Origin of the sequence: Pseudoxanthomonas sp. F37, assembly GCF_022965755.1 — a bacterium.
Taxonomy (GTDB): domain Bacteria; phylum Pseudomonadota; class Gammaproteobacteria; order Xanthomonadales; family Xanthomonadaceae; genus Pseudoxanthomonas_A.
In genome coordinates this window covers 818,849-845,684 of the sequence record NZ_CP095187.1, presented here as the reverse complement: position 1 = coordinate 845,684, position 26,836 = coordinate 818,849, and the positions used below count along the sequence as shown (strand labels likewise).

Genomic DNA, 26,836 nt, shown 5'->3' with positions numbered 1-26,836 from the left:
CGACGGGCACAGGGCGCACGATGCGCGCCCACATTAATAACCAAGTTTTTACGCTTGGCAACCGACGTTGACGTGGCTGTGCGGCTTGTCACGTTTCACGAGGGTTGTTCCCCAAGTCCCTGTTCCCCTTGGAATCGCCCGTGGCGATCCCGGCGGTCATCTATACTCTGCCGTTACGAATTCTGCAATCGGAAAGCACTGGATGTCCCGTTTCCGTCGTCTTCTCCGTTGGACCCTCATCACGTTCCTGATACTTGCCCTGGCCGGCGCGGTCGGCCTGGGGGTCCTGTACTACACGGTCTCGTCCAAGGTCCCGGACGTCCAGGCCCTGCGGAACGTGGAGCTGCAGGAACCCCTCTACATCTATGCCAGCGACGGCCGGCTGATCGGGCTGTACGGCGAGATCCGGCGCTACCCGGTGCAGATCGACCGGGTTCCGGCCCGGGTCAAGCAGGCCTTCATCGCCGCCGAGGACAGCAAGTTCTACGAGCACCGAGGCATCGACCCCACCGGCATCGCCCGGGCCGTGTGGCAGATCGTCAGCCGCAAGGAGGGCCGGGTAGCCGGCGGCAGCACCATCACCCAGCAGGTGGCCCGGCAGTGGTTCCTGAGCTCGGAGTACAGCTACACCCGCAAGCTGGTGGAGATGATGCTGGCCGTCCGCATCGAGAAGATGCTGACCAAGGACGAGATCCTGGAGCTTTACCTCAACAAGAGCTTCTTCGGCAACCGCTCCTATGGCGTGGCCGCCGCGGCCGAGTACTACTACGGCAAGACCCTGGACCAGCTGACCCTGGCCGAGACCGCCACGCTGGTGAGCGCGTTGAAGTTTCCCTCCAGCGGCAACCCGATCAGCAACCCCGGCCGCAACCAGCAGCGCAGCGCCTATGTCGTGGAGCGGATGCGCGAGGACGGCTACGTCACCGCCGCCGAAGCCGCGCAGGCCAAGGCCGAGCCCATGCATGCCAAGCCGCATGAGCGGCCGGTGGAGGTGTACGCCCCGTACGTGGCCGAGATGGTGCGCCAGGAGATGATCGCGCGGTTCGGACCGGAGGCGCTGACCAAGGGCTACCACGTCACCACCACCCTGGACGCCACCCTGCAGGCGGCCGCCAACGACGCGGTGCGCGACGGCCTGGGCCTGTACGACCACCGTCACGGCTGGAACGGCATCGAGCGGCATTTCGACGTCGCCGCCGACGCCGACGCCGCCACCCTGGCCGGCCACCTGCGCGGCATTCCCGCGCAGAACGGGCTGATTCCCACGGTGGTGGCACGTACCCACGACGATGGCGGCGCCACGGTGGTCATGCCCGACGGCCGCGAAACCACCCTGCCCGCCGCCGCCAGCAAGTGGACCGGCCGCACGCCGGCCAAGCTGTTCAAGCGCGGCGACCTGGCCCGCATCAAGGCAGGCAAGGAGCCCGGCAGCTACGTGGTCGACCAGATTCCGCGCGCGCAGGCCGCCCTGGTCTCGCTGGACGCGAACAACGGCGCGGTGCGCGCGCTGGTGGGCGGCTACAGCTTCGCCGGCAACAAGTTCAACCGCGCCACCCAGGCGCGCCGCCAGCCCGGATCCAGCTTCAAGCCCTTCCTGTACGCGGCCTCGTTCGAGAAGGGCTTCAACCCCGCCTCGATCGTGCTGGACGCCCCGGTCGTGTTCCGCGACCGCCGCGGCCACATGTGGCGGCCGCAGAACGACGGCGGCGGTTTCCGCGGCCCGATGCGGCTGCGCGAAGCCCTGGTGCAGTCGCGCAACCTGGTGTCGGTGCGACTGCTGGATGGCATCGGCGTGCCGTTCGCGCGCACCTACATCAGCCAGTTCGGCTTCGACGAGGCCGAACTTCCGCCCAACCTGTCGATGTCGCTGGGCACCGCATCGCTGACGCCGCTGTCGGTGGCGCGCGGCTACGCGGTGTTCGCCAACGGCGGCTCGCGGGTGACGCCCTGGTTCATCGATGAAGTGAAGGACCGCGAAGGCAACGTGGTGTTCAAGGAGAACCCGGCCGTGGCCTGCCGCGGCTGCGGCCAGGGTGCGCAGGGCGCGGGCGCAACGGCCAGCCAGGTGGTGGACGGCTTCAACTTCGGCCCGGCCGCGAGCACGGCCGCCGCCAGGCCGGCCGAGGCCAAGCCACGCACCGAGGAAAAGCCCGCCGATCCGAACGCGGTCATCGCGCCGCGCGCGATCGACGAGCGCACGGCCTACCAGCTGGTATCGATGATGCGCGACGTGGTACAGCGCGGCACGGGCACCGCGGCCAAGGTGCTGGGGCGCGAGGACGTGGGCGGCAAGACCGGCTCGACCAACGACCATCGCGATGCGTGGTTCGGCGGCTTTGGCGCGCAGTACGCCACCGTGGTATGGGTGGGGCGCGACAACTTCCAGTCGCTGGGCTACCGCGAGTACGGCGGCAAGGCGGCCCTGCCGATCTGGATCGACTACATGCGGGTGGCCCTGAAGGACAAGCCGGTGGCGCTGAACGATCCTCCGGAGGGCATGGTGCAGGCCACGCTCAACGGCGTCACCGAATGGGTGAAGGTCGAGGACATGGACCGCATCCAGGACTACGACCTGTACGGCCCGGAAGATGCGGTGCCGGATGAAGAGGCGTTCGACATCTTCTGACGCCACGGCGTGAAGGCTCCCTGACGGCGCGTGCGCGCCGTCATCGACAACGCGGGAGCATGGTGTACATTCGGGTCTGTTTCGACGCGGAGGCCTGCCATGCACCACGCCCGTCAGCACGCCGAAACCCGCACCCGCGAACGCCGCCAGCGGCTGGCGCACGAAGCCGCCCGGCTGATGGTCGAGGGCGGCATCCGCGACTACCACCAGGCCAAGCTGAAAGCCGCCAGCCGATTGGGCATCCACGACGACGCCTCGCTCCCGCGCAACCGCGAGATCGAGGACGCGCTGCGCGAGTACCAGCGCCTGTTCGTCGGACAGGCGCATGTGACCGGCCTGCGACGGCGGCGCGAGGCCGCCTTGCGTGCGATGGAGTTCCTGTCCGCTTTCTCGCCCCGACTGGTCGGTCCGGTACTCGAAGGCACCGCCGATGCCAACACGCCCGTGCACGTGCACCTGCACAGCGACGACCCGGATGCGGTCACCCGGTTCCTGGAGGAACACCGCATCCCCGCCGAGCCGCGCGAGCGCCGGCTGCGCCTCGACAGGGAACGCGTGGCCGACCTGCCCGTGTGGGTGTTCAGCGCCGAGGAGCTCAGCTTCGACCTGACCGTGCTGCCGCACGACGCGTTGCGCCAGGCGCCGCTTTCCAGCGTGGACGAGAAACCGATGAGGCGCGCGTCCGCCACGCAGTTGCGCCAGCTGCTCGCCGAAGAGGACATCGCCGGCTACGAGCTGGACGCGGCGCGCCGCTGAAACCAATCTTCAGGGCTTCACGCGCCGCATCTCGCTGGCGACCTTGTAGCGCCCATAGCGCAGCAGCGCCTGGGTGAAGACATCCAGGTCCGACTCGCTCGCGCAGGCCAGCGTCACCTGGTAGCAGCCCTCGCCGGCGATCTTGCTGGCGCTCTCCACCTCCGCATGCGCCTGCAGGAACGCTTCGAATGCGTCGAACTGCGGCGTATCCATGAACACCGTGACGAAGTAGCGGCGCAGGTCGCCTCGCACCACCGTGAAGCCACGGATCGTGCCGCGCTCCAGCATCTGCTGCACCCGCGTGGCGACCGCCTGTCCCGTCAGGTGCACGCGCCGGCCGATGGCCTGCCACGTCATGCGCGCGTCGTGCGCCAGCGCCGCCAGGATGGCCCGATCCATCTTGTCCAGGGACATGTCTTTCGATCCTCAAGGAAAACGGTGCGGCTGCTTGCGGACTGCAATTACCGCCGCCCTTGCCCGTCACTAGGATGTCGCAACCCACTCCTTGCAAGGTAACCCATGACCACCGCCCTGCTGATCATCGACGTGCAGAACGACTATTTCCCCGGCGGCGCGCTCCCGTTGTGGAACGCCGAAACCACGCTCGACACCATCGTCGACGCCATCGGACGCGCCCGCGCGCGCGGCGAACCCGTGGTCCTGGTCCAGCATCTGGCCGCATCCGCGGACAGCCCGCTGTTCCGGCCCGGCACGACCGGCGCCAGCATCCATGCGCGTATCCTGGCCGCCGCCCCCGGCGCGCCCGTCGTCGTGAAGCAGCACGCGGACAGCTTCCATCAGACCGCCCTTTCCAGCGTGCTGGCGGACCTGGGCGTCACCCACCTGCGCATCGCAGGGATGATGACGCAGAACTGCGTGGTCTTCACCGCCTTGTCGCCGGCAGCGGACCGCTACCAGGTCAGCGTGCTGTCGGACTGCACCACCACCACGGACGGGACCATCCATGGTTTCGCCCTGCATGCACTGGCCACCCGCGTCGTCGTGCGGCCGGACGCCTGACCGGCGGCCGCAAAGAAAAAGGCCCCGTCCGGGGCCTTTTTCATCGTGTCGCCGACGGGCTCAGCGCTTGTCGGTGGGCACGTAGTCGCGCGGCGCATAGCCGGTGTAGATCTGCCGCGGACGGCCGATCTTCGCTTCAGGATCGACCTGCTGCTCCAGCCAGTGCGACACCCAGCCGGCGGTGCGGCCGATGGCGAACATGACGGTGAACATCTCGGTGGGGATCTTCAGCGCCTTGTAGATGATGCCGCTGTAGAAATCGACGTTCGGGTAGAGCTTGCGCTGGATGAAGTATTCGTCCTTCAGCGCGGCCTCTTCCAGCTTCATCGCCACTTCCAGCAGCGGATCGTCCACGCCCAGTTCGCCCAGCACCTTGTGGGTCATCTCGCGGATGATCTTGGCGCGCGGGTCGAAGTTCTTGTAGACGCGGTGGCCGAAGCCCATCAGGCGGAAGCCGGATTCCTTGTCCTTGGCCTTGGCCACGGCGCTGTCCACCTTGTCCGGCGTACCGATCTCTTCCAGCATCTTCAGCACGGCTTCGTTGGCGCCGCCATGAGCCGGACCCCACAGCGCAGTGATGCCCGCGGCCACCGAAGCGTACGGGTTGGCACCGGTCGAACCGACCAGGCGCACCGTCGAGGTCGAGGCGTTCTGCTCGTGGTCGGCGTGCAGGATGAACAGCAGGTCCAGCGCCTTGGCGACCACCGGATTGAGTTCCAGCGGCTCGCTCGGCACTTCGAACATCATGTGCAGGAAGCGGTCGACGTATTCGAGGTTGTTGCGCGGATAGCGGATCGGCCAGCCGATCGAATAGCGATAGGCGGCGGCGGCCAGGGTCGGCATTTTCGCCAGCAGGCGGATCGCCGCCAGACGGCGCTGCTCGGGGTCTTCCAGGTCCAGCGTGTCGTGGTAGAACGCCGACAGCGAGGCGACCGTGCCGGACAGCATCGCCATCGGGTGCGCGTCGTAATGGAAGCCGTGCAGGAAGTTCTTCAGCGACTCATGCATCATCGTGTGATGCGTGACCTCGTGCTCGAACCTGGCGAATTCTTCCTTGGTCGGCAGCTCGCCGTTCATCAGCAGGTACGAGACCTCCAGGAAGCTGGAATGCTGCGCGAGCTGCTCGATGGGGTAACCGCGGTACAGCAGCACGCCGTTGTCGCCATCGATGTAGGTGATGGCCGACTTGCAGCTGGCGGTGGCGGTGAAACCCGAGTCGTAGGTGAAAAGACCGGTTTCCCTGGTCAGCTTGGAAATGTCGACGCAGTCGTTGCCAAGCGTGGGTTTCAGGACGGGCAGGACGACGGACTTGTCGCCCGCATTCAGCGTGACCTGGTCAAGTTCGGACACAGTGTGCGCTCCTTCGTGGGGAAACGCCGGCGGAAGTCCGCGCGACGTGTGACGGGAGTCCAGGGAGTGAACCTTGGATGACCCGAATTATCGCACAGCGGGTCTGGAGCCGTCGCTCGACACCGCACCAAAGTCAGACCAAAGAATGAGGCCGCGGACGCAACCGTCCGTTCCGCCGACGCGCGCGATGCGCCATCTCACAAACGCGAACGGCCGCGCACGAGGCGCGGCCGGCCGGGAACAGCGGACGGAGTCCGATCAGCGCGCGTAGCGCTTCTGGAACTTGTCGATGCGGCCGCTGGTATCGATGACCTTGTGCTTGCCCGTGTAGAACGGGTGCGAGGCCGAGGAGATTTCGACCTTGATCAGCGGGTACTCGTTGCCGTCTTCCCACTTCGTCGTTTCCTTGCTGCCCAGCGTGGAGCGGGTCAGGAACTTGAAATCGGAGGTCACGTCGTGGAAGACGACTTCGCGGTAATCGGGATGGATGTCGGCCTTCATGGCGGGCACACCGTGTAGCGGGAATGGAAGAGCGGCATTGTAGCCCGCCCTCCCCTGCCGGCGCAACCCGACCCTCAGCCGGCGGCCAGCGCGGCCCGGATCAGCTCCTGGAACCTGGCCTGGTCGTAGCGCAGCAGGATGTTGGCCTGGTCCGGCCGGCCGCCCTCGCGGCGCCAGTCCACCACCGAGGCGCCACGGGCGTGCGCGCCCTGCAGTTCCACCGCCAGCGGCCGCTGGGCCAGCTCCAGCGCTCCCTCCGGGGCCAGCACGAAGGCCATCGCCAGCGCGTCGGCCGCGAACCAGTGGTCGCCCCGGCGGTCGGCCGACCACAGGCGGGTCTTCTCGGAGATGCGGGCGTAGAAGCGGGCCCGCTCGCTGTCGGCGGCCAGCCATGCGTCGACCTCGCGGTGCGGCAGGCCGTGGGCGAGGGTGGCTTCCCAGTCGGCCAGGTCGTAGCGCTCGAACGCCTGCAGGACGATGTGCGCCGCTTCGGGATCGAAGTAGAAATTGAACTCGGCCGCGGGCGTGATGTTGCCGTGGCAGGTGACCGCGCCCCCCATCACCACGAAGCGCGCGACCCGCTGCGGCAGCGTGGGGTCCAGCTTCAGGGCCAGCGCGATGTTGGTCAGCGGGCCCAGCGCCACCAGCACCAGCCGGCCGGCGTGCCGATGGGACAGGCGCAGGATGGCCAGCGCCGCGTGTTCGTCTTCGGCCTGGCGCCCGGCCGGCTCGAAGCCGACATCGCCGAAGCCGTCCTGCCCGTGCACGTAGCCGGCGTCCGGCGACGGATGCAGCAGCGGCGCCGGCGCGCCGGCGAACACGGGGATGTCCGCGCGTCCCGCCACTTCGCACAACTTCAGCGCATTGCGCACGGTGTACTGCAGGCCCACGTTGCCGGCCGCGATAGTCAGGCCGACGATTTCGTGGCGCGCATCGTTGAAGGCCATCAACAGCGCGAGGGCGTCGTCCACGCCGGGGTCGGTGTCGATCAGCAGGGGAATCCTGTCGGTCATCTTATTCTCTTCGTCTTTCCGGCCGCCGAGTCTCGCACCGTGGGCGGCGGCTGGGAAGCGCAGGCAAGCGCCGTGGCGCGGCGCATGCTCCGCTGCTGCCGGCGCCCCGAGCCGAGCAAGCCCGGCTCCACGGGAGTCACGCGGATGCGTAGCGTGCCGCGCCGCCCACCCAGCGGCGGATCACCCGATCGGCGACCGGCGGATCCTCGGCCAGCAGCCGCTCGGCCAGCGCATGCACCTGCGGCAGCAGGCCCGCGTCGCGCGCGAGATCGGCCACGCGGAACGCGGCAAGACCAGTCTGCCGTGTCCCCAGCAACTCGCCCGGGCCACGCAGTTCCAGGTCCTTCTCGGCGATGACGAAGCCGTCGTTGGTCTGGCGCATCGTCGCCAGGCGGTGCTTGGCCATCGCCGACAGCGGCGGCTGGTACATCAGCACACAGCTGGATGCGGTGGCGCCGCGCCCCACCCGTCCGCGCAGCTGGTGCAGCTGCGCCAGGCCCAGCCGCTCCGCGTTCTCGATGATCATCAGCGACGCGTTGGGCACGTCGACGCCTACTTCGATGACGGTGGTGGCCACCAGCAGGTCGGCCTGGCCGTCCTTGAAACGGCGCATCGTGGCCTGCTTGTCGGCAGCCTTCATGCGCCCGTGGACCAGGGCCACGCGCAGCTCGGGCAGCGAGGCGGACAAGGCCTCGTAGGTGGTCTGCGCGGCTTGCGCGACGACCTCGTCGCTGTCGTCGATCAGCGTGCACACCCAGTAGGCCTGCCGCCCTTCGGCGCAGGCGGCGCGGATGCGCTCCACCAGCTCGGGCCGGCGTTCCGCACTCAGCGCCACGGTCTGCACCGGCGTGCGGCCCGGCGGCAGTTCATCGATGGCCGAGACGTCCAGGTCGGCATAGGCCGCCATCGCCAGCGTGCGTGGAATCGGGGTGGCGGTCATGACCAGCTGGTGCGGCACGCGGTCTGCGCCGGCGCCCTTGTCGCGCAGCGCGAGCCGCTGGTGCACACCGAAGCGGTGCTGCTCGTCGACGATGGCCAGGCCCAGGTCGTGGAAGACCACCGTCTCCTGCATCAGCGCATGCGTGCCCACCACCACCTGGGCCTCGCCCGACGCCACCTGGGCCAGCACCTGCGTGCGTGCCTTGCCGGTCACCTTGCCCGCCAGCCAGGCGACGCGAACGCCCAGCGGCTCCAGCCACGTCCGGAGATTGGCCAGATGCTGTTCGGCCAGCAGCTCGGTGGGCGCGGCCAATGCGACCTGCTTGCCCGCCTCCACCGCCAGCATGCCGGCCAGCGCGGCGACCACGGTCTTGCCGCTGCCCACATCACCCTGCACCAGGCGCAGCATCGGCGACGGGCGCGCGATGTCCTCGCGGATCTGTTCGAAGACGCGCTTCTGCGCGCCGGTCAGCACGAAGGGCAAGGCCTTGATCAGCGCTTTCACCAGCGCGCCCCGGCCCTTCAGCGCGGGTGCCCGGTGCCGCTGCAGGGCCAGCCGTTGCCGACGCAGGCTCAGGTGGTGCGCCAGCAGTTCCTCGATGGCGAGGCGGCGCTGGGCCGGATGCGTCCCCAGCGCCAGCGCGGCCACGTCCGCATCGCGCGGCGGGCGATGCATGGTCAGCAACGCATCGCGCAACGACGGCAACCCCAGCCCTTCCAGCAACGACGGGGGCAGCAACTCCAGCGCACCCGCTTCGGGCAGGCGCTCCAGCGCCTGGCCGATGAGTTTGCGCAGGGTCGCCGGCCCCAATCCTTCGACGGCCGGGTAGATCGGGTCCAGCGCATCGCCAAGGGCGACCTCATCCGCCTCGCCCAGCACCCGGTAGCTCGGGTGGATGATCTCCAGCCCATGCTGGCCGGGCTTGGGCGTGCCGTAGCAGCGCAGGCGGGTGCCCACCGCGAATTGCGCCACCTGGGCCGCGCGGAAATGGAAGAACCGCAGCACCAGCGTGCCGCGCCCCTCATCGCTTATCGCCACCCGCAGCACCGGGCGGTACCGGAAGCCGCGCTCGACGGCTTCCACCCGCCCCTCGACCTGCGCGGCCACGCCCGGCTGCAGCAGGCGGATCGGCGTGAGCGTCGTGCGGTCCTCGTAGCGCAGCGGCAGGTGCAGCCACAGGTCCTGCATCGTCGCCAGGCCGCGCGCCGCCAGTTTCTCGGCCACCCGCGGCCCGACGCCCGGCAGGCGGCTCAGGGGTTCGGCGGAGAGATCGACGACGGGGACATTGCGACGCACGGGCATCGCACAAGGATGCCGTGATAAGCGGCAAACAAAAACCCCGGCACCGCAAGGTGCCGGGGTGCCCACGTCCAGCGCGTCGCCGCGCGGCTCAGAACTTCACGGCCACTTCCACGCCGTAGGTGCGCGGCTCGCTGATGGTCGCGCCCACCACGCCCAGCGGAGCGCGGCCGTAGGTGTTCAGGCCCTTCACGTACTGGTTGTCGAAGACGTTGTTGCCGTAGATCGCCCAGCTCCAGCGGTCCTGCGGCGAGGTCCAGCCGATCCGCAGGTCGGTACGCTCGCGCGGCTCGCCGATATCCAGCAGTGCGTTCACGCCGCAGTCGCCCTGCAGGTCCGAGCCCGCATTGCAGCGCGCACGCCCGCGGTAGGCATGCCGCGCGGAAATGCGCAGGTCGCCGCTGTCGCCCAGGCTCACGCGGTAGGCGGCCCCCACCGAGGCGGTGAAGCGCGGCTCGCCGGTGGGCTCGCCGTCCAGGTCCACGCCCTCCGGCGTGACGTAGTCCTTGTACTTGGAGTCGATCCACTCGGCCTGCGCGTCCAGCGTGAAGGCGTCCGTCACCTTCCAGCGCATGTCGAAGTCGATGCCGGTCGCCTCGAGGTCGCCGGTGTCGAACACGTAGCGCGGGATGTCCACCGGGTTGTCCGGGTCCGGATCGACCAGGCGGATCGACTGGCGGTTGTCGTAGCGGTAGTGGAACAGCGACGCGTTGTAGGAGAAGCGGCCGAACGACTGCTTGATGCCCACTTCCGCGTTCCACACGTCCTCGTTCTCGAACGCCGGGCCGATCTGCAGCGCATTGAAGCCGCCGGCCTTGTAGCCCTTGGCCAGCGAGCCGAACACCATCGCCTTGTCGTTGAAATGGTAGTCCACGACCAGACGCGGGCTGAAGTCGCTCCAGCTGCGCTTGTCGCGCACCAGCACGCCCTTGTTGACCATCGCCGGCGGATCGATGAAGGCCATGTCGAAGGTCAGCAGCTCGCGGGTGATCGGGATGCCCATCTGCGCCAGCGCATCGAAGAAGCCCAACGATTCCAGCAGTTCCAGCTTGGCTTCCAGCTCGGGCGCGTTGCGGGGCGTGTTGAGCCAGGTGAAGTCCTTCTCGTCGCGGGTGTAGCGCAGGCCGAAGGTCAGGTTGAGCTTGTCGGTGGCGCGCCAGATCACGTCGCCGAAGGCGGCATAGGCCGTGGTCGACAGCGTGTTGGTGAAGCGCTCGTTCCAGCGGTCGCCGACCAGCGAGACCGGGATGCCGGCACTCTGGGCCAGGAACGAGGTGAACCCGAACAGGCTGCCGTCCGGGGTGGGCGCGATGCCGAGATTGCGGACGATGTTGTCGACCGCCTCGGTATTGGTGTTCACCTCGCTGGTCTGGTCGGCGTCTTCCTTGAAGAAACTGGCGCCGGCCACCCAGTCCAGCCGCGCGTTGCTGCCGGCGAACTTGAACTCCTGGTAGAAGGTCTCGTTGCTCTCGGTGTTGACCGAGTCGATGTACAGGTCGGCGCGGTTGGTGCCGTCTTCCTCGGTCTGGTTCAGCGAGTCGTACTGCCGCCAGGACGTGGTCGAGGTCAGATGCCCCCAGGTCAATGCGTGGTCCACGATCAGGGTGACGCCGTCGAAGGTGCGCCACTCGGCGTTGGTGGCGTCGCTGTAGGTCGGGGTGTCGCGCGGGTCGAGGTAGTCGTCCGGATCCACCGGTACCGGCGGCCGTTGCGGATACGCCGGCAGCGGGACGATGCCGGTGGTCACGCGGCCGTTCTGGTCCAGGCTCTCGTGGTCCCAGCTGACCAGCGCGGTAGTGTTGTCGCCCAGCCCGACCTGCCAGGCCGCGCGCGTGGCCCACACGTTCTCGCCAGCCAGGTCCTTGCCGGTGGCGCCGTCCTCGAACCAGCCGTCGCTGTGGTTGAACAGCGCATTGAAACGCAGCGCGGAGTTTTCGCCCGTGGGGATGTTCCACATCGCATCGGCATACTGCTTGCCATGGTTGCCCAGGCGCAGGCGCAGGCGCGCCTCCAGTTCGTCCTGGGGCCGCCGGGTCACCAGCGAGATCGCGCCCGCCGCGGTATTGCGGCCGAACAGCGTGCCCTGCGGGCCCTTCAGCACTTCGATGCGCTCGACATCGACGAACGGCAACAGCACGCCGCCGCCGCGTCCGCCGTACACGCCGTCCACGAACACGCCCACCGCCGGATCGGTACCGATGCCGAAGTCGCTGGTCTCCACGCCGCGCAGGCGGAACGAGGGCTGGGTGGGCTGCACCGCATCCACCACCAGGCCGGGAACGAAGGCATCGATGTCGCCCAGGTTGTCGGCGGCCACGTCGTCGAGCAGTTGCTGGTCCACGACCTGCAGCGCGATCGGCACGTCCTGCAGTTCCTGCTGGCGGCTTTGCGCGGTGACGACGATGGTGTCCAGGTTGGTGGCGTCCTGTTCGCCCTGCGGCGTCGACTGCGCCCATGCCGTGCCGCCCGTCCCCAGCACCACGCAGCCGCCGAACAGCGCGCGCCGCAGCCCGACCACCAGATTCCGTTGCGTCACTTTCATCACTCCCTCCCAAGAAGCGTTGGTGCGGAAGCCGGCCTCAAGGGGCCGGCGGCATGTTCACGATTCCCCTGCGGCGCCCCCGCAACTCCCCGGCTGCGCGTTGATCCAGTCACGGATCAGTTGCACGCCCTCGCGGTGCACCACCGAGCGGCCGACCTCCGGCATCATGATGGCGGGGTCGGCGCTGTCCATGCGGAACTCGAAGATGGAGGCCGCGGCATTGCCCGGCTCGATGTCGTGCATGCGGTTGCCGGTGCCCTTGCCCGCCGCGATCGGCTGCTTGCAGAAGCCCAGTTTCAGGCGGTCCTGCGTGTGCGCGTCCAGCCACAGGCCCGAGGTGATCGCCGGCCCGGTGGCGCTGTGGCAGTGGCCGCAATTGATGTCCAGGTAGGCGCGCGCCCGCGCATCCAGCGGCGCTCCGGCCTCCATCGCATCGACCAGCCGCGGCGGATTGGCCGGCACGCCCGTCAGATAGCCCACGCGCACCAGGTGCGCCAGCTGGTTCTCGCGGCCGCCGGCATAGTCGAAGTCGCGATTGAGGTGGCGCGCCTTCGGCCCGATCGGCAGCAGCTTGCGCGACTTGTTGTCGGTGATGTGGCAGCCGCCGCACTGGTTCTGGTCGGGCACCTGGTATTCGGCCGTTTCGCTCGTGCCGGCGGCGTCCACCAGGTCCAGCGTGACCAGTTCGCCGGTACGCTTGAGCGTGGCCTGGGTCTGCGCCTGGTTCCAGACGTAGGGCAGCGCCACCCAGCCCTCCGCACGATGCACCAGCAGGCGCGTTTCGATCAGGCGCACTTTGGAGAGATCGAGGGACTCGCCCTCCAGCGACGACTGCGACGGTGGCGTGCGGGCGACGGATTTCCCATCCCAGGCCTGCCCCGCCGGCAACGGGTAGTAGAACGTCTTGCTGAGGATGGTGCCCACCGGAAAATCGAAACTCCGCTCCGGCTGGTACGTCGCCGACGTGCCTCCTGGCATCCACACCGTGCGCAGCTTGTGCGCGTAGTCGCTGAACAGCGGAGTGTTCAGATCGTACGGCACCACGCCTTCGCTCAACCGGAGCTTCCCGCCTTGGATGCGCAGCACGCCCCATTCGTCCAGCGTCTTCGGCTGTCCCTCGGCGAAGAAATGCACGCCCGCCGACGGGCGACACGCCGACAGCGCCAGCAAGGCGACCGCGAACAGGAGCCCGAGCCGATACGGCCTGCGCATGCCTTACCCGCGCTTCAGGTCGACCGCGGGCAGCGGGGGCAGCTCGCAGTCGTGGGCCTTCGCGTCCTTGCTGGGGTTGCTGTAACCGCCGGGGCCATCGGCATTGACCACGCCGCTGACGTCGCGCAGGCAGATCTGCGGCCCGACTTTCTTGCCGTCCACCCGCCGCTCCTTGTTGAAGTAGCCATCCCACAGCACGTCCGGGAAACGCCCGCGCAGGCCGTAGGTCGCCACCTTCAGCGCCTTCAGGTCGAACCCGTCCGGCGAGTCGCCGCCGCCGGACAGCGTGTTGCCGTGGATGTGGATGCGCTCCGGGTACGGATCGAAGTTCGGCGACGCGCTGCTGTCCTTGTAGCCGGTGGAGTAGACGCTGGAGACGATGATGTTCGCCGTGGCGTTATCGCGGATCTCGTTGCCGAAGACCTCGATGTCGTCGTTGGAGTTGATGACGATGCCCGACCCCGCCGGCACGCTGGCCACGGGCGTGCCCTTGGCGCCGAAGTTCTCGTGGTTGTTGGCGATCACCTTGTTGTCGTAGACGCGGATGTTGCCGCCCTGCTGCGACAGGCCCGGCATGTTGAACACCAGGATGCCGCCGGTGTTGCCGGTGGCCACGTTGCCGTAGACATCGGCGTTGATGGTGTTCTCTATCTCGATGCCGGCGACGTTCTGCTCGGCGCGGCTGCGGCGCACGATCACGCCGTCGGACTGGCCCACGTAGATGCCGGCATCGGACGCGCCGATGGATACGGTGTCCTCGATCAGCACGTTCTTGGTCAGCACCGGATAGATGCCGTAGGCGCCGTTCTTGGTGCTGGGGCCGCCGGTCCACTGCACCTTCACGCCGCGCACGGTGATGTTGGACGACTCGCTGATCTTCAGGCCGTCGCCCTTGGAGTCCTCGATGGTGAGGTTCTCGATGGTGAAGTCGTCGCCATTGACCAGCAGCCCCTCGGCGCCCGCCTTCTGGCCCTTGAAGCTCAGCACGCTCTTGTCCATGCCCGCGCCGCGGATGGTCACCCCGCTCGCGCGCAGGGTCAGACTGCGGTCGAAGGCATGCCGACCGGCCGGAATCTCGATGACATCGCCCGGCTTGGCGTCCAGCAGGCGCTCCTGCAGGGTGGTGGCGAAGGCCGCGTCGCCGGCGGGCACCTCGGCAGCCGGGGGGGCGTCGGGCTGGCAAGCCACGGCCAGCAGCGCCAGGGCGCCGGCCACTGCCACGGAAATGCTGCGCTGCATGAATCGCCTCTCCCCATACGGCTGCGTAGTGCCCGGCAGTCTGGTGCGCCGCCCCACGTCACGCAGAGGGCGGGAGCGGCATACTAAGGGGGGGAAAGCGGACAAGCTGGAGGGGCTTCGATGCGCTGGAAAACCGGACTCGGCAACCGCCTGCTGGTGGCCAACCTGCCGACCAACATGCTGTGCGGCCTGGTGCTGCTGGCCGGCGAGTTCGGCGTGAATGCCGAAAGCTGGTTCGCCGGCATGCGCCTGAACGTGCAGGAGATCCACGACCCGCAGGCGCGGGTGTCCTACCGCCAGGCCAGCGAGATCATCCGCCGCGCCCTGCCCACCCTGCCCATCGACGGCGTGGGTCTGGCCATGGGCGAGAAGCAGAACGGCGGCAACTTCGGCCTGCTCGGCCTGGCCATGAAGACCGCCCCCACCTTCGGCGATGCCGTGCAGATCGGCCTGGAGTACCAGCGCAACCTCGGCCCGCTGATGGACCTGGACCTGCAGGACCGCGACGACGGCGCGCTCGCCGTCGTGGCCAGCGCGCCGGATGAGGCCGCCGACCTGCTGCCCTTCCTGTGCGAGGAAATGTTCGCCAGCACCTTGATGCTGGCGCGCGAACTGGCAGGCCCCGACTTCCGTCCACTCCGGCTGGAGCTGGGCTATCCCGCGCCTGGCTATGCCAGGCGTTACGGCGACCTGTTCGGCTGCGAGATCCGCTTCAGCCAGACGCAGCACGCGATGGTGGTGGATCGCCGCTGGCTGGAACTGCCGTTCGCCAGCTACAACCCGGTGACCTCACGGCAGGCGCTGGCGCTGTGCCAGGCGCAGCTGGCCGCCATGTCCCTGCGCGGCGAGACCACCGCGGCGGTCGAGCGCCAGCTGCGCCCCCGCCTGCGCGACAACCCGCAGATGACGGATGTGGCCGCCGCGCTGCACCTGAGCGAGCGCACGCTGCGCCGGCAGCTGGCCGAGGAAAGCACCAGCTTCAGTGCCGTGCACGACCGCGTACGCACCGAACGCGCACTCGAACTGCTGCAGGACCTGGAACTGACCATCGCGGCCGTCGGTGGCCAGATCGGCTTCACCGACGTGCGCGAATTCCGCCGCGCGTTCAAGCGTTGGACCGGACACACGCCCAGCGAAATGCGGATCAAGCCGACGTAAGGCAGGGCCTGCAGCACGGCCTTCCCTCCCTGGGCGGGCCGATCGGGGGCGTTCGCCGCGGCCAGCCCCGGCGCCGCGCGCATCGGCCGGTCAGTCGAGCACCATCACCGCATCGACTTCGAACGCCGCGCCCTTCGGCAGGCCCGAGACTTCGATGGTCGAGCGCGCGGGATAGGGCGCGACGAAGTATTCCTGCATCACCGCGTTGACCGCCGCGAACTGCGACAGGTCGGTCAGGTACAGGCCCAGGCGCACGACCCGGTCCAACGAGCCGCCTGCGGCCTCGGCGACGGCCTTGAGGTTGTCGAACGCGCGACGCGCCTGGGCCGCGATGTCGCCTTCCACCAGATTGCCGGTGGCCGGATCCAGCGGGATCTGCCCGGAGAAATACACCGTGGTGCCGGCGCGCACGGCCTGCGAATACGGGCCGATGGCGGCGGGCGCGTGGTCGGTGTGGATGATCTGCTTGGTCATGGTGTGATTGGTGATTGGTGATTGGTGATTGGGGAATGGGGAGTCGGTGATCCTGCGCAATCCTGGCGTCCGGCTTCACGCGTGACGGCAGGGCTCTGCCGAATCACGAATCACCAATCACCAATCACCAATCACCCATCACTGCCGCCTGACGCCATGCACCACGTTCAGGCGCCGCAGCCGGCGCATCACTTCCGCCAGGTGGTTGCGGTCGCGCACCTGGATGGAGAAGCGCAGCACGGCGACATTGATGTCGCGCTCCAGGTATTCCACGCGTTCGATGTTGGACTGGCTCTTGGCGACCGCGGCGGCGACCTGCGCCAGCACGCCGGGACGGTTCTCCACGTCGATCAGCAGCGCGGCGTCGTAGTCGCCGGTGACCTTGGCGTCCCAGGCGATGGGTACCCAGCGTTCCGGCGACTTGCGGAACTCGGTGACGTTGGGGCAGTCCAGGCGATGCACCACGATGCCCTTGCCGGCGGTGTGGTAGCCCATGATCTCGTCGCCCGGGATCGGCTGGCAGCACTGCGCGAAACTGACCACGCCGCGTTCGCCGCCGGTGATCAGGATCTTCTCCTGCGAATGCTTGGAATGGCCACCGCCGCGCAGCTCGGCGAAGGCGGTCAGCGCCTGCGCCGCCTGCGAGGGCATCCAGTTGCCCAGGGCGACATCGGCCAGGAACGCCTCCAGGCGCGGGTACTTGTGCTCGCTGAGGAAGGCCTCCAGGCGCTGCTGCGGCAGCCGCTCCAGCGAGCTGTCCAGGTCTTCCAGCGCGCGGTCGAGCATGCGGTGCCCCAGCTGCACGGCGTCCTCGTGCTCCAGCTGCTTCAGCTGGTGGCGGATGGCGGTGCGCGCCTTGCTGGTCACCACGAATTCCAGCCACTGCGGCTTGGGCGCGGCCGACTTGGCGGTGATGATCTCCACGCTCTGCCCGCTGGCCAGCTTGGTGCGCAACGGCACCAGCTTCTTGTCCACGCGCGAGGCCACCGCCTGGTTGCCGACATCGGTATGCACCGCGTAGGCGAAGTCCAGCGCAGTGGCATTGCGCGGCAGCGACAGGATCTTGCCCTTCGGCGTGAACAGGTACACCTCGTCCGGGAACAGGTCCACCTTCACGTTGTCCAGGAACTCCAGCGACGAGCCGGCCGCGCGCTGGTTGTCGATCAGCTCGACGATCCACGCATGCGCGCGGTTCTGCGCGCTGTTGGGCGAGTCGGTGCCGTACTTGTAGGTCCAGTGCGCGGCGATGCCGCGCTCGGCGATCAGGTCCATCTCGGCGGTGCGGATCTGCACCTCGATCGGCGAGCCGTACGGACCGAACAGCACCGTGTGCAGCGACTGGTAACCGTTGGCCTTGGGAATGGCGATGAAGTCCCGGAAGCGGCCGTCCAGCGGCTTGTACTGCGCGTGCACGGCGCCCAGGGCGTGGTAGCACGAGGGCACCGAATCGACGACCACGCGGAAGCCGAACACGTCCATTACCCGGTCGAAGCTCTTTCCTTCGCTGCGCATCTTGTTGTAGATGCTCCAGGGCGTCTTCACCCGGCTGACCAGGCGGTGCTCGATGCCCTCCTTGGCCAGCCGCTGCGACAGGTGCGCCTCGATCTGCGCCATCGATTCGCGGCGCATCACCGGCTGGCTGCGGATGTGCTTGTCGATCACCGCATGCCGCCACGGATGCAGCGCACGGAAGCCCAGGTCCTGCAGCTCGGACTTCACCAGGTTCATGCCCAGCCGCTGGGCGATGGGCGCGTAGATCTCCAGCGTCTCGCGGGCGATGCGCCCGCGCGCTTCGGCGCTCTGCGCGCCCAGGGTGCGCATGTTGTGCAGGCGGTCGGCCAGCTTGATCATGATCACGCGCAGGTCGCGCGACATGGCCAGCAGCATCTTGCGGAAGCTCTCGGCGGCCGCTTCCTGGCGGTCGCGGAACTTCAGCTTGTCCAGCTTGGTGACGCCGTCGACCAGCTCGGCCACGGATTCGCCGAACTCGCCGGCGATCTCCTCACGGGTGAGCGGGGTGTCCTCGATGGTGTCGTGCAGGATGGCCGCGATCAGCGTCTCGGCATCCATGCCCAACTCGGCCAGCACGCCCGCCACGGCCACGGGATGGGTGATGTACGGTTCGCCCGATTTGCGGGTCTGGCCGGCATGCGCCGCGGCACCCACTTCCCACGCACGCCGCAGCAGCGGCAGCTGCTCTTTCGGCAGGTACGCCGCCGTCTTCTCGAACTGGGCCACATAGTCCGGCACGCCGTCGTCGCGCGACGAAGACGGGCTGCGGAGGGCCTTGGCGGAACGACCTGGATTCATGCCGCCAGACTATGCCAGTCAGGTCGTCACGGCAACGCGCGCAGGGGGCCCGCAAACGCGGAAAGCCCGCTTCCGCGGGCTTTCCGGCGATCGTCCGTTCCGATGGGAACGATGGACCGATGCGATCAGTCGTCGCCCTTGGACAGGTCGTCGTCGGCGACCACTTCGGCGGCGGCCCACTCCAGCGCTTCACGCTCGGCGCGCTCGCGTTCGGCCTTCTCCACGCGGTCGATCAGGTCGTTGTCGATCTTGCGCGCGGCGATCTCGCGCAGCGCCAGCACGGTGGGCTTGTCCTGCGCTTCGGTGTTGTCGATCTGGGCATCGACACCGTTGGCCAGCTGGCGGGCACGCTTGGCGGCCATGGTGACCAGCTCGAAACGGTTGTTGACGACTTCCAGGCAATCTTCGACGGTGATGCGGGCCATGCGGGCTCCCGGCGACCGGTCGGGCCGCGCAGTGAATACGGAAAGGGGCGGCGATTGTAGGCAGCCCGGCCCGGCAATGCAAGCCTTTCCTTGAAAATCAAGGGTTTAAAGGCCAAACCCTTCCCGGCTCGTCGCGCGGGGCCTGCCCCGCTGCGCCCGTCAGGCCCGAAACCCCGGAGCCGGACACACGCCGAGCCACGGCGTCGCGTCGCCGGCCCCCGCGTACGCGGCCGGGCAAGCCCGGCGCCACGGTGGCCGCTATTCGGCCAGCAGGGTCGCGATCAGGCCGGCGTGGCGGAGGTCCTGCGCCTCGCGGCGCAGCCGGCTGGCGGTGAAGATGGCATGCATCTGGACCACCGCCTCCTCGAAGACGTCGTTGACGATCACGTAGTCGAATTCGCCGTAGTGCGACATCTCCTCGCGGGCCGCCGCCAGGCGTCGCTGGATGACCTCCTCGCTGTCCTGCCCGCGCGCGCGCATGCGCTGCTCCAGCGCCTGGCGCGACGGCGGCAGGATGAACACGCTGACCGCATCCGGCACCTTCTCGCGCACCTGGCGCGCGCCCTGCCAGTCGATCTCCAGCAGCACGTCCTTGCCCGCGGCCAGCTGCGGCTCCACCGACTGGCGGGCGGTGCCCTTCCAGTCGCCGTGCACGCGGGCGTACTCGAAGAAGTCGCCGGCGCGGATCATCGCCTCGAACTCCTCGGCGCTGATGAAGTGGTAATGCTGCGCGTGGCGTTCGCCCGGCCGCGCACCGCGCGAGGTGAACGAGATGGACAGGGCGATCCCGGCATCACGGGCCAGCACGGCGTTGACGATGCTGCTCTTGCCGGCCCCGGACGGCGCCGCGACGATGTAAAGGGTTCCGCGCATCAGTTGACCGGGAATCGGGAATGGGGAGTAGGGAATTGTAGAAGCAGCGCAGCGCGAACGTCGCAGGCGGGGCGGTGGACGGAAGCCTTCCCGCTTCTCCCATTCCCTACTCCCCATTCCCGATTCCCGGCGCTACTCAATGTTCTGCGCCTGTTCGCGGATCTGGTCGATCAGCACTTTCAGCTCGACGGCGATGTTGGTGGTGCGGATGTCCACGGACTTGGACCCCAGCGTGTTGGCTTCGCGGTTGAACTCCTGCAGCAGGAAGTCCAGCCGGCGTCCCTGCGGCTCCTTCTGGGTGAAGATGCGCCGGATCTCCTTCACGTGGCTGTCCAGCCGGTCCAGTTCCTCGTCCACGTCCAGCTTCTGCAGCCACAGCACCAGTTCCTGCTCCAGCCGGCCCGGCTCCATGTTCTGCGCCACGTCGGCCAGGCGGGCCTCCAGCTTCTGCCGCTGGCCGCCACGGATCTGCGGGATGAGGGTGCGCACCTCGGCCGCCAGGGCCGCGATGCCGTCCACCCGCTCCAGGATCGCCGCCACCAGCTTGCCGCCCTCGCGCTCGCGCGCGGCGACGAACTGGTCCAGCACGGCGTCGAGCAGCGCCAGCGCCTGGGCCTGCAGGGCCTCCATGTCCACGCCCTTGCTCTGCAGCACGCCGGGGAACTGCAGCAGGTCGGTCAGCCCGGTGCGCAGGTTGGGCATGCGCGAGGACAGGTCCAGGGCCAGTTCCGACAGCTGCGCCACCACGCGCGGGTTGAGCTGCAGCGCGCCGTTGCCCTCGGGTGCGCGCAGGCGCAGGGTCAGGTCCAGCTTGCCGCGCGAAACGCGCGCGACCACGCGCTCGCGCAGTGCCGGTTCCAGCACGCGCAGCTCATCGGGCAGGCGCACGCCCAGTTCGAGGAAGCGGTGGTTGACCGCGCGCAGTTCGGCCGCCAGCGTGCCGCCCTCGGTGGCGCGTTCGGCGGCGGCGAACGCCGTCATGCTGCGGATCATGCGGAAGCCCATGCGAACAATGAGCGGCGCATCTTAGCAGCCCGCGCGCCGGCATCCCGGCCGGATGGGGCCGGACTGCTAAACTTCGCCCCCCTCACCGCGGATGCCCCCATGTCCTTTTCCCGCCCCAGCGGCCGCCAGCCCGACCAGATGCGCGAGGTCAGCATCCTGCGCAACTACACCCGGCATGCGGAAGGCTCGGTGCTGGTCAGCTTCGGCCACACCCGGGTGCTGTGCACCGCCAGCGTCGACAACAAGGTGCCGGGCTTCCTGCGCGGCAAGGGCGAGGGCTGGGTGACCGCCGAGTACGGCATGCTGCCCCGTTCCACCCACACCCGCAGCGACCGCGAAGCCGCGCGCGGCAAGCAGGGCGGCCGCACGCTGGAGATCCAGCGCCTGATCGGCCGCACCCTGCGTGCCTGCGTGGACCGCGGGGCGCTGGGCGAACGCACCATCACCCTGGACTGCGACGTGCTGCAGGCCGATGGCGGCACGCGGACCGCGGCCATCACCGGCGCCTACGTGGCGCTGGTGGACGCGGTGAACTGGCTGAAGTCGCGCAACGAGATCAAGCGCGATCCGATCCACGGCGCGGTGGCCGCGGTCTCGGTGGGCATCTACCGGGGCACGCCGGTGCTGGACCTGGACTACGCCGAGGACAGCGACTGCGATACCGACATGAACCTGGTGATGAACGACGGCGGCGGCTTCATCGAACTGCAGGGCACGGCCGAGGGCCATGCGTTCCGCCGCGACGAACTGGATGCGCTGCTCGCCCTGGGCGAGAAGGGCATGGGCGAGCTGTTCGCGGCGCAGCGGGCCGCGCTGGCAGGCTGATTCCTTCCCACCTTGTAGGAGCGCCCCATGGGCGCGATGCTCTTGCGGCGGATTCAAGCAACAGCATCGCGCCCAAGGGGCGCTCCTACAGATATCCGGTAATCCTCATGCAGACCCTCAGCCTGGTCACCCTGCTGGTCGACGACTACGACCGCGCCATTGCGCACTATCGCGACGCGCTGGGCTTCGCGCTGCGCGAAGACACCGATCTGGGCGGCGGCAAGCGCTGGGTGCGTGTGGCGCCGCCCGGCGAGGGCACCACCGACCTGCTGCTGGCCGTGGCCAGCACCGACGCGCAACGGGCGCGCATCGGCGACCAGACCGGCGGGCGCGTGGGCTTCTTCCTGCAGACGGACGATTTCTGGCGCGACCATGCGCGGATGTCGGCGGCCGGCGTCGAGTTCCTGGAATCGCCGCGCGAAGAACGCTATGCCACCGTCGCCGTCTTCCGCGATGCCTACGGCAATCGCTGGGACCTGCTGCAACCGAAAGGATGACCGCATGAAACTCGTCCTCGCCTCCTCCAACCACGGCAAGCTGGAAGAACTGCGCGGCCTGCTGGCCGATACCGGCATCGAACTGGTCGCGCAGTCCGACCTGGGGGTGGAGGATGCCGACGAAACCGGCACCACCTTCGTCGAGAACGCTCTCATCAAGGCCCGCCACGCCAGCCTGCAGACCGGCCTGCCCGCGCTGGCCGACGATTCGGGCATCTGCGTGGACGCGCTGAACGGCGCGCCGGGGCTTTATTCGGCCCGATATGCCGGCGGACACGGCGACGCCCAGCGCAACATCGACAAACTGCTGGACGCGCTGCACGGGGTACCGGGCGAGCAGCGCGGCGCGCACTTCTACTGCGTGCTGGTGCTGCTGCGCCATGCGCACGACCCGCAGCCGCTGATCGTCGAAGGCGAATGGCAGGGCCGTATCCTGCACGAACGCCGCGGCGCGGGCGGCCACGGTTACGACCCGGTGTTCTTCGACCCGCCGTCCGGCCAGTCGGCCGCGGAGATGCCGCTGGACGAGAAGAACCGCATCAGCCACCGTGGCAAGGCGCTGGCGGCGTTGAAGCAGCGCCTGCTCGCGGCCCTGTAGGCGCGGGCCATGCCCGCGATGCGTTTCCATGTGACCGGTCCGGAAGAGCATCGCGCCCAGGGGGCGCTCCTGCCAACGTGAACATACGAACAGACGAATAGACGCCCATGCTCATCCCGCCGCCGCTGGCGCTCTACGTGCACATGCCATGGTGCGTGCGCAAATGCCCGTACTGCGATTTCAATTCGCACCAGGGCAAGGGCGGGCTGCCTTTCGATGCGTATGTGGACGCCCTGCTGCGCGACCTGGACCACGACCTGCCGCTGGTCTGGGGCCGCACCGTGCACAGCGTGTTCTTCGGCGGTGGCACGCCCAGCCTGTTCCCGCCGGCGGCGATCGACCGCTTCCTGCAGGGCGCCAGCAGCCGGCTGCGTTTCGCGCCGGGACTGGAGGTGACGCTGGAGACCAATCCCGGCACGACCGAGCACGGGCGCTTCGAGCACTACCGCGCCGCCGGTGTGAACCGCATCAGTTTCGGCATCCAGAGCTTCGACGATGCCAGCCTGCAGAAGCTGGGCCGCATCCACGACAGCCGCGAAGCCGAGCATGCGGTGAAGCTGGCCCAGGACGCCGGCCTGGACAACCTCAACCTGGACCTGATGTACGCCCTGCCCGGCCAGACGCTGGCGATGGCCGAGCACGACCTGCAGCGCGCGTTCGCCCTGCAGCCCGCGCACGTCTCCCACTACCAGCTCACGCTGGAACCCAACACGGTCTTCTTCGCCCGTCCGCCCCAGGGGATTCCCGACGACGACCTGGCCTGGGACATGCAGGAGCATTGCCAGGCCCTGCTGGCCGACGCCGGCTACCAGCACTACGAGGTCAGCGCCTATGCGCGCGCGGGGCGCCGCTGCGCGCACAACCTCAATTACTGGCGTTACGGCGATTACATCGGCATCGGTGCCGGCGCGCACGGCAAGATCACCGTGGGTGCGACGCAACAGATCCTGCGCCGCTGGAAGGTCAAGCATCCCACCGCCTATCTCGCCGCGGCCGGCACGCCCCAGGCCATCGGCGGGGACGACGACATCACGCCGGAACGGCGCCCGTTCGAATTCATGCTCAACGCGCTGCGACTGCAGGAAGGCTTCGCCCTGGCCGATTTCACCGCCACCACCGGCCTGCCGGCGGAGCACATCGCGGCGCCGCTGGAGCAGGCCCGGCAGCGGGGCTGGCTGGCCCTGTCCGGCACCCATGTCGTGCCCACCGCGCTGGGGCGCCGCTTCACCAACGACGTGATCGAACTGTTCCTGGACCGCTGACGCCCACCGCCCCGCCAGGGCAATGGATGGATGCGCCGGCAACGGGGGTGTGATAATGATGCGGTTACAGGGGAGCCCACTGCACCGATGACCGGCCCACGACCGCCTTCGCCCGCTGCCACGCCGACCACCATCGCGTCGTCGGCCCTGCCGCCGCGCGTGCGACGCGTACTGCAGAACCTGTACGACCATGTCGCACCGGACTTCATCACCGCACTGAACGCGATGCTGGTGGAGTTCGAGCAGCAGTTGTTCAAGCAGGCCGAACAGGCGCGCAGCAACCACCTGCAGGCCCAGGTCTTCGTCGACCTGCGCGCCCTGCAGAAGCACCGGACCGAGTTGGTCCCCCACTACATGTTCGGCCTGGAAGCCGAGCTGGCCGGCATCCGCACGCCGCGCCCGGTGGCCGAGACGGCATCGGCGCTGCGCCTGGACTACCAGACGCTCACGCTGGTGGAAGACGCGGTGATGGACCAGGAAATCGTGCTGCGCGAAGTCGCGCGCCGGCACGAGCAGCGCGGCAATGCGCAGATCCTCATGCTGGGCCAGCGCTTCGGCGTGCTGGCCCGGGCCCCGGCCTACGACGCGGACACGCTGCCGCTGGGCCCGCACCGCCTGTGCCAGGTACTGAAACAGGCCGCCACCTGCCTGCAGCTGTCGCTGGATGCGCAGTTGGTGCTGTATCGCACCTTCGACCACAAGGTGATGCAGAACTACAGCGAATGGGCCGGGACGGTGAACCAGTTCCTGTCGCGCGAGGGCATCCTGCCGGGCCTGGTCTACATGCCGCGCCGCGTCCGCGTGCAGGACGCCGTCCGCCATCCGCGCGACGCGGCCGACGGCACGGCCCGCCCCCTGACCGGCTGGCAGGGTTCGGCATCGCACTGGGCCACGCTCACGCCCGAGCAGTTGAACGCGGTGGCGGGCGCCCTGACCGGCAGCAGCACCGCGGCGTCCGGCCAGGGCGCCGCAGCCACTGCCCCTCCGGCGGGCGGGGTTGCACCCGCCTCCGCGGACAAGGCCGAGACGCCGGGCGACGCGGCAGGCTCGTTCGAAGTCCTGCAGAAGCTGCTGGCGATCCGTCGCGGCGGACTGCAGGCCGATGCCCAGGCGCTTGCCGGCGCGATCGATCGGCCCGGCGGGCCGGGTACGCTGGCGCAGGGCGCAGGCGGCCATCCCGCAGGGCCGGGCAGCCGTGGCGGCGCCGACACCCCGTCCGGCCTGGGCGCCGGCGCACCGCGGCTGCTTCCCACGCCCGACGTATTGGACACCTTGCAGGCCATGCAGGCCGCGCCCCTGCCCGCACGCACGCCCGAGCAGCCGCGCCGCACGGTGCAGGACCTGCAGCAGGCGATGCTGGCGGCCGCCCGCGCGCAGCACGGACCCGATGCCACCCTGGCCAGCGCGGATTCGGACACCTTCGAACTGCTGGACCTGCTGTACAACGAGATCGAACGCGAGGTGCAGCACGACGCCCCCGCCGCCGACATGCTGGTGCGGCTGCAGGTGCCGGTGGTGCAGGCCGCCTTGCGCGACCGCAACTTCTTTCTGCGCGCGCAGCATCCGGCGCGCGACCTGCTCAACACCGTGGCCGAGTCCGGCGCCACCTGGCTGGGCGAGGAGGACGTGGACCCGCAACTGCTGCAGAAACTGCACCAGGCGGTCGAGACCGTGGTGGAGAAGTACGAAGGCGACGAGGCCGTCTTCGAGGACGCCAGCCGCGAGGTGCAGCAGCACCTGCAGGCCGCCGCGCGCAAGGCCGAACTGGCCGAACGACGCCAGGTCGAGGCCGCCCGCGGCAAGGACCGCCTGGAGATCGCCAAGCAGCGCGCCGCCGAGACCATCGAATCGGCCATGGCCGAGGCCAAGCCGCAGAAGTTCGTGCAGGCCCTGCTCAGCCAGGCCTGGGCCGACGTGCTGACCCTCACCCAGCTGCGCAACGGCGAAACCTCCGGCGAGTGGGCCGAAGCGCTGCAGACCACCCTGGAAATCGTCGCCGCCACCACCACCGCCCAGGGCGCCAATGCGGAACTGGCCGGCAAGGTCGAGAAATCGCTGGTCCAGGTGGGCTACCACGAAGACGAGGCGGCGGCGATCGCGCGCCGTCTGTCCAGCGCCGAGGAAGACGAGACCACCTCGCGCACCGAACTGACGGCCAGGCTCAAGGCGCGCGCGCGCCTGGGTGGACAGAACGAGGTCAAGAAGAAGCCCGCGCAGCCGCGCACCCTCGAAGAGCAGGAATGCTACGACTACCTGCGCACCTTGCCGTTCGGCACCTGGTTCGAGTTCACCCGCAACCAGCAGGGCGACGTGCAGCGGCAGCGCCTGTCGTGGTTCAGCCCGGTCACCGGCAACGCGCTGTTCGTGAACCAGCGCGGCCAGCGCGTGGGCGAACATTCACTGGACACGCTGGCGCACCTGATGGCCAAGGGCCAGGCGCAGGTGGTCACCGAAGACCGCGGCCGCCTGATCGACCGCGCCTGGAACGCCACACTCAATGCGCTGCGCAGCCTGACCGGCCGCCGCGGCGAAGCCGAACCCGCTGGAGGCGCCGCATGATGCGCGAATTCCGCCGCGCCCGCCGGCGCAACGTGCCCAAGCCGGTGGCCGTGTTCGACCTGATGACCGAACAGGTGATCGGCCGCGTGGGCAACCTCTCCGAATCGGGCATGCTGCTGGTGGCCACCGAGCCGGTGGTCGACGATGCGCTGTACCAGCTGCGCTTCCACCTGCGCGACGAGCGCGGCCAGGACGTCCCCATCGACGTGGGAGCGCACCTGGTCTGGTCCGCGGCGGCCAACACGCCCGGGCAGGCGTTCGCCGGCCTGCGCTTCCTGACCATCGACCGCGATCCGCTGGAGCGCCTGCGCCAGTGGGTCAACGCCGGGCCCGAAGCCGAATAGGACCCGCG

Annotated in this window: 23 protein-coding genes; 10 read left to right on the top strand and 13 right to left on the bottom strand. The window is 68.8% G+C overall.

The window, feature by feature from the left end; genetic code table 11:
* Positions 1 to 202: 202 nt before the first annotated feature.
* Positions 203 to 2,626, top strand: a complete 2,424-nt coding sequence (locus MUU77_RS03860; RefSeq protein ID WP_245091790.1) for a penicillin-binding protein 1A — start codon at positions 203 to 205, stop codon at positions 2,624 to 2,626.
* Between the two features lie 99 nt (positions 2,627 to 2,725).
* Entirely contained in the window at positions 2,726 to 3,382 is a 657-nt protein-coding gene (locus tag MUU77_RS03855) for a hypothetical protein (RefSeq protein ID WP_245091788.1), read from the top strand.
* A gap of 9 nt (positions 3,383 to 3,391) precedes the next feature.
* Here the strand turns inward: MUU77_RS03855 and MUU77_RS03850 are convergent, their stop codons facing one another.
* Positions 3,392 to 3,796: an Lrp/AsnC family transcriptional regulator gene (locus tag MUU77_RS03850; RefSeq protein ID WP_245091786.1), complete on the bottom strand. Its 405-nt coding sequence runs from the start codon at positions 3,794 to 3,796 to the stop codon at positions 3,392 to 3,394.
* A gap of 105 nt (positions 3,797 to 3,901) precedes the next feature.
* Here MUU77_RS03850 and MUU77_RS03845 point away from each other — a divergent pair, with 105 nt between their 5' ends.
* Positions 3,902 to 4,402 carry a cysteine hydrolase family protein gene (locus MUU77_RS03845; RefSeq protein ID WP_245091783.1) on the top strand — a complete coding sequence of 167 codons (501 nt, stop codon included), beginning with the start codon at positions 3,902 to 3,904 and terminating at the stop codon, positions 4,400 to 4,402.
* 60 nt (positions 4,403 to 4,462) lie between these two features.
* Here the strand turns inward: MUU77_RS03845 and MUU77_RS03840 are convergent, their stop codons facing one another.
* The 7 genes from MUU77_RS03840 to MUU77_RS03810 all read right to left on the bottom strand — a co-directional run bounded on the left by MUU77_RS03840 (position 4,463) and on the right by MUU77_RS03810 (position 14,498).
* Positions 4,463 to 5,752, bottom strand: a complete 1,290-nt coding sequence (locus tag MUU77_RS03840; RefSeq protein ID WP_245091780.1) for a citrate synthase — start codon at positions 5,750 to 5,752, stop codon at positions 4,463 to 4,465.
* A gap of 258 nt (positions 5,753 to 6,010) precedes the next feature.
* The gene (locus MUU77_RS03835; protein WP_162108763.1) at positions 6,011 to 6,253 is read right to left on the bottom strand and encodes a type B 50S ribosomal protein L31; all 243 of its coding nucleotides are present in this window, start codon (positions 6,251 to 6,253) and stop codon (positions 6,011 to 6,013) included.
* Positions 6,254 to 6,327: 74 nt separating this feature from the next.
* Positions 6,328 to 7,266 carry a nucleoside hydrolase gene (locus MUU77_RS03830; RefSeq protein WP_245091769.1) on the bottom strand — a complete coding sequence of 313 codons (939 nt, stop codon included), beginning with the start codon at positions 7,264 to 7,266 and terminating at the stop codon, positions 6,328 to 6,330.
* A gap of 136 nt (positions 7,267 to 7,402) precedes the next feature.
* On the bottom strand, positions 7,403 to 9,508 hold the full coding sequence (gene recG / locus MUU77_RS03825; protein ID WP_245091767.1) for an ATP-dependent DNA helicase RecG: 2,106 nt from the start codon (positions 9,506 to 9,508) through the stop codon (positions 7,403 to 7,405).
* 88 nt (positions 9,509 to 9,596) lie between these two features.
* Positions 9,597 to 12,047, bottom strand: a complete 2,451-nt coding sequence (locus MUU77_RS03820) for a TonB-dependent receptor (RefSeq protein WP_245091765.1) — start codon at positions 12,045 to 12,047, stop codon at positions 9,597 to 9,599.
* Positions 12,048 to 12,104: 57 nt separating this feature from the next.
* Complete coding sequence (locus tag MUU77_RS03815) at positions 12,105 to 13,259, bottom strand: SO2930 family diheme c-type cytochrome (protein ID WP_245091763.1); 1,155 nt, start codon at positions 13,257 to 13,259, stop codon at positions 12,105 to 12,107.
* A 3-nt stretch (positions 13,260 to 13,262) separates the two neighbouring features.
* Positions 13,263 to 14,498 (bottom strand): parallel beta-helix domain-containing protein, encoded by a 1,236-nt coding sequence (locus tag MUU77_RS03810; protein ID WP_245091760.1) that lies wholly within the window; start codon positions 14,496 to 14,498, stop codon positions 13,263 to 13,265.
* A 120-nt stretch (positions 14,499 to 14,618) separates the two neighbouring features.
* Here MUU77_RS03810 and MUU77_RS03805 point away from each other — a divergent pair, with 120 nt between their 5' ends.
* Positions 14,619 to 15,656 (top strand): AraC family transcriptional regulator, encoded by a 1,038-nt coding sequence (locus MUU77_RS03805; RefSeq protein WP_245091758.1) that lies wholly within the window; start codon positions 14,619 to 14,621, stop codon positions 15,654 to 15,656.
* A 90-nt stretch (positions 15,657 to 15,746) separates the two neighbouring features.
* On the opposite strand, the gene MUU77_RS03800 is transcribed toward MUU77_RS03805, so the two are convergent.
* The 5 genes from MUU77_RS03800 to MUU77_RS03780 form a co-directional block, all read right to left on the bottom strand.
* Positions 15,747 to 16,130, bottom strand: a complete 384-nt coding sequence (locus tag MUU77_RS03800) for a RidA family protein (protein WP_245091756.1) — start codon at positions 16,128 to 16,130, stop codon at positions 15,747 to 15,749.
* Between the two features lie 138 nt (positions 16,131 to 16,268).
* On the bottom strand, positions 16,269 to 18,440 hold the full coding sequence (locus MUU77_RS03795) for a bifunctional (p)ppGpp synthetase/guanosine-3',5'-bis(diphosphate) 3'-pyrophosphohydrolase (RefSeq protein WP_245091754.1): 2,172 nt from the start codon (positions 18,438 to 18,440) through the stop codon (positions 16,269 to 16,271).
* Between the two features lie 125 nt (positions 18,441 to 18,565).
* Positions 18,566 to 18,865, bottom strand: coding sequence for a DNA-directed RNA polymerase subunit omega (gene rpoZ / locus MUU77_RS03790; RefSeq protein ID WP_162108735.1), 300 nt, complete (start codon positions 18,863 to 18,865; stop codon positions 18,566 to 18,568).
* Between the two features lie 258 nt (positions 18,866 to 19,123).
* On the bottom strand, positions 19,124 to 19,738 hold the full coding sequence (gmk, locus tag MUU77_RS03785; RefSeq protein ID WP_245091751.1) for a guanylate kinase: 615 nt from the start codon (positions 19,736 to 19,738) through the stop codon (positions 19,124 to 19,126).
* 132 nt (positions 19,739 to 19,870) lie between these two features.
* The gene (locus MUU77_RS03780) at positions 19,871 to 20,731 is read right to left on the bottom strand and encodes a YicC/YloC family endoribonuclease (RefSeq protein ID WP_245091748.1); all 861 of its coding nucleotides are present in this window, start codon (positions 20,729 to 20,731) and stop codon (positions 19,871 to 19,873) included.
* A 111-nt stretch (positions 20,732 to 20,842) separates the two neighbouring features.
* Here MUU77_RS03780 and rph point away from each other — a divergent pair, with 111 nt between their 5' ends.
* The 6 genes from rph (at position 20,843) to MUU77_RS03750 (ending at position 26,828) form a co-directional block, all read left to right on the top strand.
* Positions 20,843 to 21,568 (top strand): ribonuclease PH, encoded by a 726-nt coding sequence (gene rph / locus MUU77_RS03775; RefSeq protein ID WP_245091737.1) that lies wholly within the window; start codon positions 20,843 to 20,845, stop codon positions 21,566 to 21,568.
* A gap of 107 nt (positions 21,569 to 21,675) precedes the next feature.
* Positions 21,676 to 22,065 (top strand): VOC family protein, encoded by a 390-nt coding sequence (locus tag MUU77_RS03770; protein ID WP_245091735.1) that lies wholly within the window; start codon positions 21,676 to 21,678, stop codon positions 22,063 to 22,065.
* Positions 22,066 to 22,069: 4 nt separating this feature from the next.
* Complete coding sequence (rdgB, locus tag MUU77_RS03765) at positions 22,070 to 22,663, top strand: RdgB/HAM1 family non-canonical purine NTP pyrophosphatase (RefSeq protein WP_245091733.1); 594 nt, start codon at positions 22,070 to 22,072, stop codon at positions 22,661 to 22,663.
* A gap of 107 nt (positions 22,664 to 22,770) precedes the next feature.
* Positions 22,771 to 23,925: a radical SAM family heme chaperone HemW gene (hemW, locus tag MUU77_RS03760; protein ID WP_245091731.1), complete on the top strand. Its 1,155-nt coding sequence runs from the start codon at positions 22,771 to 22,773 to the stop codon at positions 23,923 to 23,925.
* Between the two features lie 87 nt (positions 23,926 to 24,012).
* Positions 24,013 to 26,484: a DUF1631 domain-containing protein gene (locus tag MUU77_RS03755; RefSeq protein WP_245091729.1), complete on the top strand. Its 2,472-nt coding sequence runs from the start codon at positions 24,013 to 24,015 to the stop codon at positions 26,482 to 26,484.
* On the top strand, positions 26,481 to 26,828 hold the full coding sequence (locus MUU77_RS03750; RefSeq protein ID WP_245091727.1) for a PilZ domain-containing protein: 348 nt from the start codon (positions 26,481 to 26,483) through the stop codon (positions 26,826 to 26,828). Before MUU77_RS03755 ends, MUU77_RS03750 begins: the two co-directional genes overlap by 4 nt.
* Positions 26,829 to 26,836: the final 8 nt, after the last annotated feature.